At 62.6% G+C, this 620-nt stretch carries 1 protein-coding gene; it reads right to left on the bottom strand.

Annotated elements, in window-relative coordinates; all coding sequences use genetic code 11:
* Nucleotides 1–519: heme utilization cystosolic carrier protein HutX (gene hutX, locus HMPREF9440_RS05020; protein WP_008542093.1), on the bottom strand; the 519-nt coding region annotated here is incomplete at its 3' end.
* Nucleotides 520–620: the final 101 nt, after the last annotated feature.

Below are 620 nucleotides of genomic sequence, written 5' to 3' on the forward strand. Positions count from 1 at the left end.
GAGCGCGGCCTTCGCGGCGAAGAACGCTTCCTTCACGCTCGGGATGATCTGGTGGTTTTCGCGGCCCGCGTAGACGGCAAAGGCGGCTTCACCCGCCTTGTTGAAGAACTGAACCGACAACGACTCGCGCCCCATGAAGGGGAGTTCGGCGAAACAGACGGCCGCCACGTCCTGGTAGTTCAGGTGCCCGCCGATCGTCGCGTGCTTCGAGAGGATGTTGTAGTAGCCCTGGGCGATCTTCCCGGTGTGGAGCTTCCCTTCGATTTCGAAGACGTTCCCGGCGTGGATGATGAAGAGCGTGACCTTTTCCCAGGAGGCGAGCATTTCCCAGATTTCAGCGAAGCGCTCGGACGCGTCGCCGGCGACGAAGGCCGTCACGGATTCGGGAAGAAGCTGCGCCGCCTCGCAGGGCGTCACGCCGAGCGCCTTCGCGACGGAGCCGAAGGTGACGGGGTACTTCGCGGCCATCATCTCTTCGATCTTGGCGGCCTGCTCGGGGGTGGGCTGAATGCGGTTCATGGTGAGCGGTTCCTCAGTGATGGGGGTTGAATGGGTTGGAATGAATTCGGTGGTGTTCGGTTGAGATCGTCTTGTCCGGCTGAAGCCTCAGGAGGCGGCCG

Origin of the sequence: Sutterella parvirubra YIT 11816 (assembly GCF_000250875.1) — a bacterium.
GTDB classification, from domain to species: domain Bacteria; phylum Pseudomonadota; class Gammaproteobacteria; order Burkholderiales; family Burkholderiaceae_F; genus Sutterella; species Sutterella parvirubra.